The organism is Streptacidiphilus neutrinimicus (assembly GCF_000787815.1).
Taxonomy (GTDB): Bacteria; Actinomycetota; Actinomycetes; order Streptomycetales; family Streptomycetaceae; genus Streptacidiphilus; species Streptacidiphilus neutrinimicus.
This window is the reverse complement of sequence record NZ_BBPO01000051.1, coordinates 41,808-48,793: the sequence shown is the minus strand read 5'-3', so window position 1 is coordinate 48,793 and position 6,986 is coordinate 41,808. Positions and strand designations below refer to the sequence as shown.

At 71.9% G+C, this 6,986-nt stretch carries 4 protein-coding genes and 1 pseudogene; 3 read left to right on the top strand and 2 right to left on the bottom strand.

Annotation, left to right across the window (positions count from 1 at the left end; translation table 11 throughout):
- The 3 genes from TR48_RS39320 to TR48_RS27320 all read left to right on the top strand — a co-directional run.
- Positions 1-1,891, top strand: a 1,891-nt coding sequence (locus TR48_RS39320; protein WP_236652357.1) for an Ig domain-containing protein, incomplete at its 5' end; no start/stop codon positions are given.
- A 658-nt stretch (positions 1,892-2,549) separates the two neighbouring features.
- Complete coding sequence (locus tag TR48_RS27325; RefSeq protein ID WP_152628207.1) at positions 2,550-3,776, top strand: hypothetical protein; 1,227 nt, start codon at positions 2,550-2,552, stop codon at positions 3,774-3,776.
- A 72-nt stretch (positions 3,777-3,848) separates the two neighbouring features.
- Complete coding sequence (locus TR48_RS27320; protein WP_042372107.1) at positions 3,849-5,924, top strand: tetratricopeptide repeat protein; 2,076 nt, start codon at positions 3,849-3,851, stop codon at positions 5,922-5,924.
- Positions 5,925-5,927: 3 nt separating this feature from the next.
- Here TR48_RS27320 and TR48_RS43665 read toward each other — a convergent pair whose 3' ends face one another.
- Together TR48_RS43665 and TR48_RS27315 are read right to left on the bottom strand one after the other, a co-directional pair.
- Positions 5,928-6,104, bottom strand: coding sequence for a hypothetical protein (locus TR48_RS43665; RefSeq protein WP_161789919.1), 177 nt, complete (start codon positions 6,102-6,104; stop codon positions 5,928-5,930).
- Positions 6,098-6,986, bottom strand: a pseudogene (locus tag TR48_RS27315) (DNA-binding protein); the annotation flags it as partial. The pseudogene TR48_RS27315 and the gene TR48_RS43665, both read right to left, overlap by 7 nt.

Below are 6,986 nucleotides of genomic sequence, written 5' to 3'. Positions count from 1 at the left end.
CGCCTCCGCCGCCGTCCTCGCCGCCGGCCTGGCCGGCACCGTCGGCCCGGCGCCAGCCGCCGCCGCGGCCCCGTCCGATCCGCACCCCGCCGCCGACGGCTGGGTGCGGACGCACGGCGACTGGGTGCGGATCCAGCCCGGCCGCCCGCACGCCGCCCCCGACGCCCTGACCGCGCGCACCGCCGCCCTGCCGCGTCCCCGGCCCTCGGGCCGGGTCGTCGTCAACAACGACCAGCCCGACCTGGTCTACCGCGGCGGCCAGGACTCCGTGGGCGTCACCTCCGGACCGCCCAGGGTCTACATCGTCTACTGGGGCTCGCAGTGGGGGAGCGCGGGCCGGGACGCGGACGGCTACACCACCCTCTCTCGCGACCCCGACCAGGCCGCCCCCTACCAGCAGGCCTTCTTCAAGGGGCTGGGGACCGGGGTCGACGCGGGCCCGCACAGCTGGAGCGGCGTGCTCACCCAGTACTGCGAGAACGTGAACGCGGGCGCCACCGGCTGCACCGCGGACGCCGCGCATGTGGGCATGCCGCACGGCGACGCGCTCGCCGGAGTCTGGGTGGACAACGCGGCGCCCTCGCCGCAGGCCGCCACCGAGCCGCAGATCGCGGCTGAAGCAGCGGCCGCCGCGAAGCACTTCGGCAACACGACCGAGGCGAGCAACCGCAACGTGCAGTACGTGGTCACCACCGCGCAGGGCGTGGATCCCGACCACTGGCACGAGATGAACAGCTGGTGCGCCTGGCACACCTTCGAGCGGTCCGACTACGGCACTCTCGCCTACACGCTCATGCCCTATCTGACGGACTACAAGTACTGCGGCACCAACTGGATCAACCCTGGCCCGCGCGGACGCCTCGACGGCTGGAGCCTGCTCGGCGGGCACGAGTACGCCGAGACCCTCACCGACCAGAACGCCATGGGCGGTTGGATCGACCCGGCCGGTCAGGAGGACGGCGACAAGTGCGCCTGGATCACCGAGGGCACGCCGGGCGGCCTGTTCGACCTGGGCCTGCACACCGGCTCCTTCGCCGTCCAGACCACCTGGTCCAACGACCAGCACACCTGCTCGGGCGACCACCGCGTCGTCGCGGACAAGCCGCTCGTCGTCAGCACCCTGTGCGATCGCACCGCCCCGGCGGGGCGGCCGCTGTCCGTCCCCGTCCTGGCGACGGACCGCCTCGGACGCCCCGCGGTCCGGTACTCGGCGTCCGGCCTGCCCCGGGGGCTGGTGATCGACCAGGCCACCGGCCGCATCCACGGCCGCAGTTCGGCGCTCGGCGGACACGATGTCAGGGTCACGGTGCGCGACCGGGCGGGTGACACGGCGTCAACCCGTTTCCGGCTCACCGTCACGCGGACCGGTGAGCCCGGCTGCCGGGGGATCGAGCAGGTGGTCGACCCCGGCTTCGAGGTGCCGACCGACGCCAAGGGCGCCTATCCGGGCTGGTGGACTCAGTCCGCGCCCGGTGTCATCACGCAGTCCACGGCTTACGCCCCGCACTCGGGCAAGGGGTACGCCTGGCTCGGCCACGGCGCGAGCGCCGACGACACCCTCAGCCAGGGGATCGAGACCACCCCCGGCTACACGCGCGCCTCGTTCTCCTTCTGGCTGCATGTGGCCCCGACGGGCGCGGCCGCGGGCCCGCCGTCCGCGGCCACCCTCACGCTGGAGCTGGACGACCAGTACAGCGGCCGGCGCATCGCGGTCCTGCACACCTGGACCGACCGGGACGCGACCGCCGGGTACGTGCCGGTGCACGTCGACCTGACGCCGCTCGTGGCGGCGGAGTTCGGCTCGACCGTGATCGTGAAGTTCACCGCCCACGAGTCCGGGGACGCGACAACGGCGTTCCTGGTGGACGACACGTCCTTCCGACTGAACTGATTGATCGTCAACCTACCTGCGCTCCTGCGTCCTTCGGCGGCTCAGCCGGGGGGCGCAGGCTGTTTTCTGCCACCCGGTCGCGGGGTGACGGGGAGCATTTCGCCTACGCCACACGCGTAGACGGGGTGTCCATCCGGAAGCGGTCCCCCCGCGACCACGGGGCCGACGGAAGGCGTACCGTACGCCTCCGAAGGATCACGGACATGTCAATTTCGTCGCAGGTCAGATGCGTTGCGCAATGTGTTGACACGCCGTCAGGTGCATGCAAATCTCAACCCGGCTCGTCACGGCGTTCGCACAACTGAGACGCCATGTACACGAGTTCATTGCACCTTCTTCACCTCGACCCGCAGGCGTCCGGGGCTACCGCCCCGCCCTCGATCTCCCGGGAAGCCCCGGGGGCCCGGTCGCGAACCCGCGCTCCGGGACGGCGTCACCAGCTCTAAGGAGAGCACCATGAAGAAGATCACCGTGCGCAAGGCCGGCACCGTCCGGCTCACCTCCGCCGCGACCTCCTGCTACTGCGGCGGCGGCCCCGTCCTCGCCTGACGAGGAAACGCTCCCTAGTGAGAGACCGGTAAGACCGGTCCGGGCCGCGCGCAATGCGGCCCGGACCGGGGTCCTGAGAGCCGACCCGAAGGGTGGCAGGAGGTTGTCCGTGGACGGAACCGCAGTCGATCTCGACAGGCCTTTGAGACTGTACCCCCTCACCTACCTCGAAGAGGGTGAGGACGTGACGGTCGGCCGGGCCGACATCGACAGCTACGGTCTCTTCCCCGCCGACGGCGCCGCGCTGCTGCGCCGGCTGGAGGCGGGCGAAAGCCCCAACGAGGCCGCCCGCTGGTACCAGGAGCAGTACGGCGAGAGCGTCGACATGCTCGAATTCCTCGAAGTGCTGGAGGAGTTCGAACTGCTCGTGCCCGAGGGCGAGCAGGTGGCCGAGGCCCCGGTGATCCGCTGGCGGCGCCTGGCGCAGGCGGTCTTCTCCTGGCCCGCATGGTGCCTGTACGCGGCGGTGACCCTCGCCGGCGTGGTCGTGATGATCGTCGACGACCGCGTCACGCCCCAGTACCAGAACATCTTCTTCACCACCTCCTCGCTCGTCGCCCTCACCGCCGGGAACGTGCTCGGGCAGCTGCCCTGGATCCTGCTGCACGAGGGCGCGCACGCGCTCGGCGGCCGCAGGCTCGGCCTCAACTCCACGCTGAAGATCGGCCGTCGCTTCTACTACCTGGTCTTCCTCACCTCCCTCGACGGGCTGGTCGCCGTGCCGCGCAAGAAGCGGTACCTGCCGATGCTCGCCGGGATGGGCGTCGACGTGGTCGTGGTCTGCGGGCTCAGTCTCGCCGCCGCGCCGCTGGTCGGGCACGGCGGAGCCACCGGCTTCTTCGGGCGCCTGCTGCTGGCCATGGCCTTCGGTGCGCTGCTTCGGCTCGCCTGGCAGTTCTACTTCTTCCTCCGCACCGACCTGTACTTCCTCGCCGTCACCGTCCTCGGCTGCAACGACCTGCAGACGGTCTCCCGGCAGATGCTGCAGAACCGGATCAGGGCGCTGCTCGGCCGCCATGAGGCGATGGTCGACCCCGAGACCTGGACGCCGCGCGACCGCAGCGTCGGGCGCTGGTACATGTGGCTGATGGTCGGCGGCTACACGCTGTTGACGGTGCTCGCCTTCACGGTGATGCTGCCCGCCGCGATCCGCATCACCGAGCTCGCGGTCCACAAGCTGGTGCGGGACACCTCGTTCCTCAACGTCACGGACGTGTGCGTCTTCCTGGTGCTGAACTTCGGCGAACTCGCGCTGGCGGGGTACCTCGCGGTCCGCGGCTGGCGCCGCCGCACGGACCCCGGCTCCACGAACGCGGCCGCTCCCGCCTCCGTCTGAATCCCCGCCCTGTCCCGTCCGGTGCCCGGTCCGGAGTCCCGGCCACCCCTTCGCCGCCCCAGGGAGAACCGCATGAACGAGTCCCCGCGTACGCACTACTGGCTCCGCGGCGGCCTGCGCCGGGACCGCGGCCGTGCCCTGCTCGACCTCGGCGTCTCGCTCGACGCGCCCGACACGCTCGTCGTCGACGCCCACCGCCGGCTGCGCGGACCGTTCACCGCCGCCGGCACCCTGGCCCGGCTCCTGGTCCCCGGCACGCTGCGCCGCGACGCCGCGCTCGTGCAGCGCTACGACATCGAACTCCTTTCGGCGGCACCGGAGTTGCGTACGTCGGTGCCGAACTCCCGAGAGACGCTGACGTCGATGGCGATCCCGGCCGAGCGGACCCGCTACTACGCCCGGCTGCGCACCGTGCGGATCGGCAACGGCCTGGTCGAGTTCGTCCGCGAGGCCGCCGCCGGGGAGGGCCTGCGCCGCGTCGTCGTCGAGCAGGTCGACCAGGCCGACCCGACCGACCTGGAGTTCCTGGCCAACCTGGTGCGCCGCGTCGACCCGGGCCTGCTGCAGGTCGTCGTCTGCATGCCCAAGACGCTGCCCGACGACGAGAACCTGCTCGCGGTCCTGCGCGAGCACGCCGCGCTGGTGGACGTCCTCCCGGCCTCGGAGGCCACCGTGCTCGACCCCGCCGCCTACGTCATGGGCGACTGCGTCAGCGACGAGCCGGCCGACCTCGCCGCCTACCTCGCGCTCGACCCCGCCGACCGGGCCCGGCTGCACGACCGCCGTGCCGAGCAGATCGAGGCGCTCGACCAGGACTCCCTGCGCATCGGCGCGCTGGCGCACCACCGCGAGCACGGCTCGGACCCGGCCGAGGCGGGCGTGCGGGCGGTCTTCCACGCCATGGACCACTGCCTGTGCCTGGGCTTCTACGCCGCCTGCGTCGAGTACGGCATGCGGGGCATCGCGCTGGTGGACCCCGCCGCCGAACACGACCGGTGGTGGGCCTTCGCCAAGGGCGCCACCCTGGCGCTGTCCATCCTCGGCCGGACCGAGGAGGCGGAACTGATGGACGACCAGGCGCGCTACAACTCCGTCAAGCCGGGCGTCCACATGAACGCCGCCTACTCGACGGCCATGCTCTACACCCGGCACAACGACATGGAGCGCCGCGACCAGCGCAAGGCCAAGTCGTGGCTCAACTCCGCCATCGCCACCGCCTCGCTGATCGAGGACCCGCACGAGCGGGCGTTCCAGAGCGCCTTCTACCGCAACGGACTCGCGCTGGTGGAGGTCAACCTCGGCGCGCCCGGGGAGGCGCTGCGCCTGGTCGACGAGTGCATCGACATGCTCGACGAACTGCTGCCGCCCGACTCGCACGTGCTGCACCGCTCGGTGCTGAAGAACAACCGGGCCCGCGTCTATCTCGCGCTCGGCCGGCTCGACGACGCGCTGGCCGACTACGAGGTGGTGATCCGCGAGGACCCCAACCACGCCGAGCACTACCTCGAACGCGGCACGATCCTGCGGCGCCTCGGCCGCACCGAGGAGGCGCTTGCCGACTACGCCCGCGCCATGCGGCTCTCTCCGCCCTTCCCGGAGATCTACTACAACCGGGGCGACCTCCGGTTCGGTGAGGGGGACGTCGAGGGCGCGCTCGCCGACTTCAGCTACGTGCTGGACCTGCAGCCCGACTTCGTCGACGCCTACGTCAACCGGGCCGGCCTGTACCTGGACGCGGGCGCGCTGGAGGAGGCCCGCGCGGACGCCGTCGCGGGCCTGCGCCACGACCCGGAGAACCCCTACCTGCACGCAGCTCTCGGCCAGTACCACGTCGAGACGGAGGACCTCGTGGCCGCCCGGACGGCCTTCGACCGCGCGCTGAAGGCCGATCCCGACCTGGTGACCGCCCTGTCCGGCCGCGCCGGCGTCGCCTACGCGGCGGGCGACCTCGCGCTGGCGGGCGAGGACCTGGCCCGTGCCGTCTCCCTGGACCCCGAGGACGCGGCGCTGCGCTACAACCTCGCCCTGGTCCACCGTGACGCGGGCCGCCGCTCCGAGGCGCTGGCCGAACTGCGCCGGGCGGCCGAACTGGCGCCGGACGACGAGGACATCGCGGAGGAGATCGGCGCGCTCGCAGCCGCGTCGTAGCCGTCAGTGGAGGTGGGTGAGGGCGTGGAGGACGGTCTCGACGAGGGAGCGCACGAAGCGCCCCACCGCGGTGTCGGCGATCATGACGCCGACGACCAGCGCGAGCAGGGCGTGGTGGGGCCGGTGGTTGTTCCACCGGATGGTGGCCAACAGCAGGGCGATGCCGAGAACCGCTAGCACGGGTCGTCCACCTCCTGATGGCGCGTCTGCCTCCGGTTCGCCGCCGAGATGCGGGCCACCAGCTGTTCGTAGGCGCGGGTGAGGCGCTCCTCGGGCATGTCCGGGAAGCGCCGGCGGATCCGGGAGCGCACGTCGAACGGGACGATGGTCGCGGCGGCGTGCGGAATACGGCTGACGACATGTGCGATCTTGTCCGCCGTGCGGTCGTGCAGCAGCCGGCCGAACGGCGGGGCGTAACCGCGGCGCGGCAGCAGCACCTCGACCATGGTGTCGTCGCGTCCGCCGCACGCCCGCAGGACGTACGCGCCCGCCGCGCGCGGCACGCGGCGGTCTGGGCAGTCGACGATCCTCAGGGGGACCGGGAGGTTCAGGCCGTCCCAGCGCTCCCGCAGCCGGTCCGCGTGCGCGGCGTCGATCGCGAAGTGGACCGCCTCGATCCGGGTGAGGCGCAGGGTGTGGGCGTGGCGCAGCGCCTCAAGGGCCGCCAGGTCGACGCTGTTGACCAGGACGAACACATGGTGGTGGGTGTAGTCGCGGCGCTGCACGGGATCGCCGCCGACCTCCTCCAGGATGGTCGCCTCGGCGCGGTACTCGTGGTTGACGCGGATGAGCAGGGCGACCAGCAGCGGGAAGACGAGTACCACGAGCCAGGCGCCCTCGGTGAACTTGGCGACCGCGAAGATGGCCACGACCAGAGTGGACAGCACGGCCGCGGAGCAGTTGACCGCGAGACGCCGCCGCCAGCCCCGGCCACGGTGCGTCAGGTGGTGCTTCGTCATGCCGTAGCCGGCCATTGAGAATCCGGTGAACACCCCGATCGCGTAGAAGGGGACCAGGGCGTCGACGGTGCCGCCGGTGGCGAGCAACAGGGCCACGGCGAGC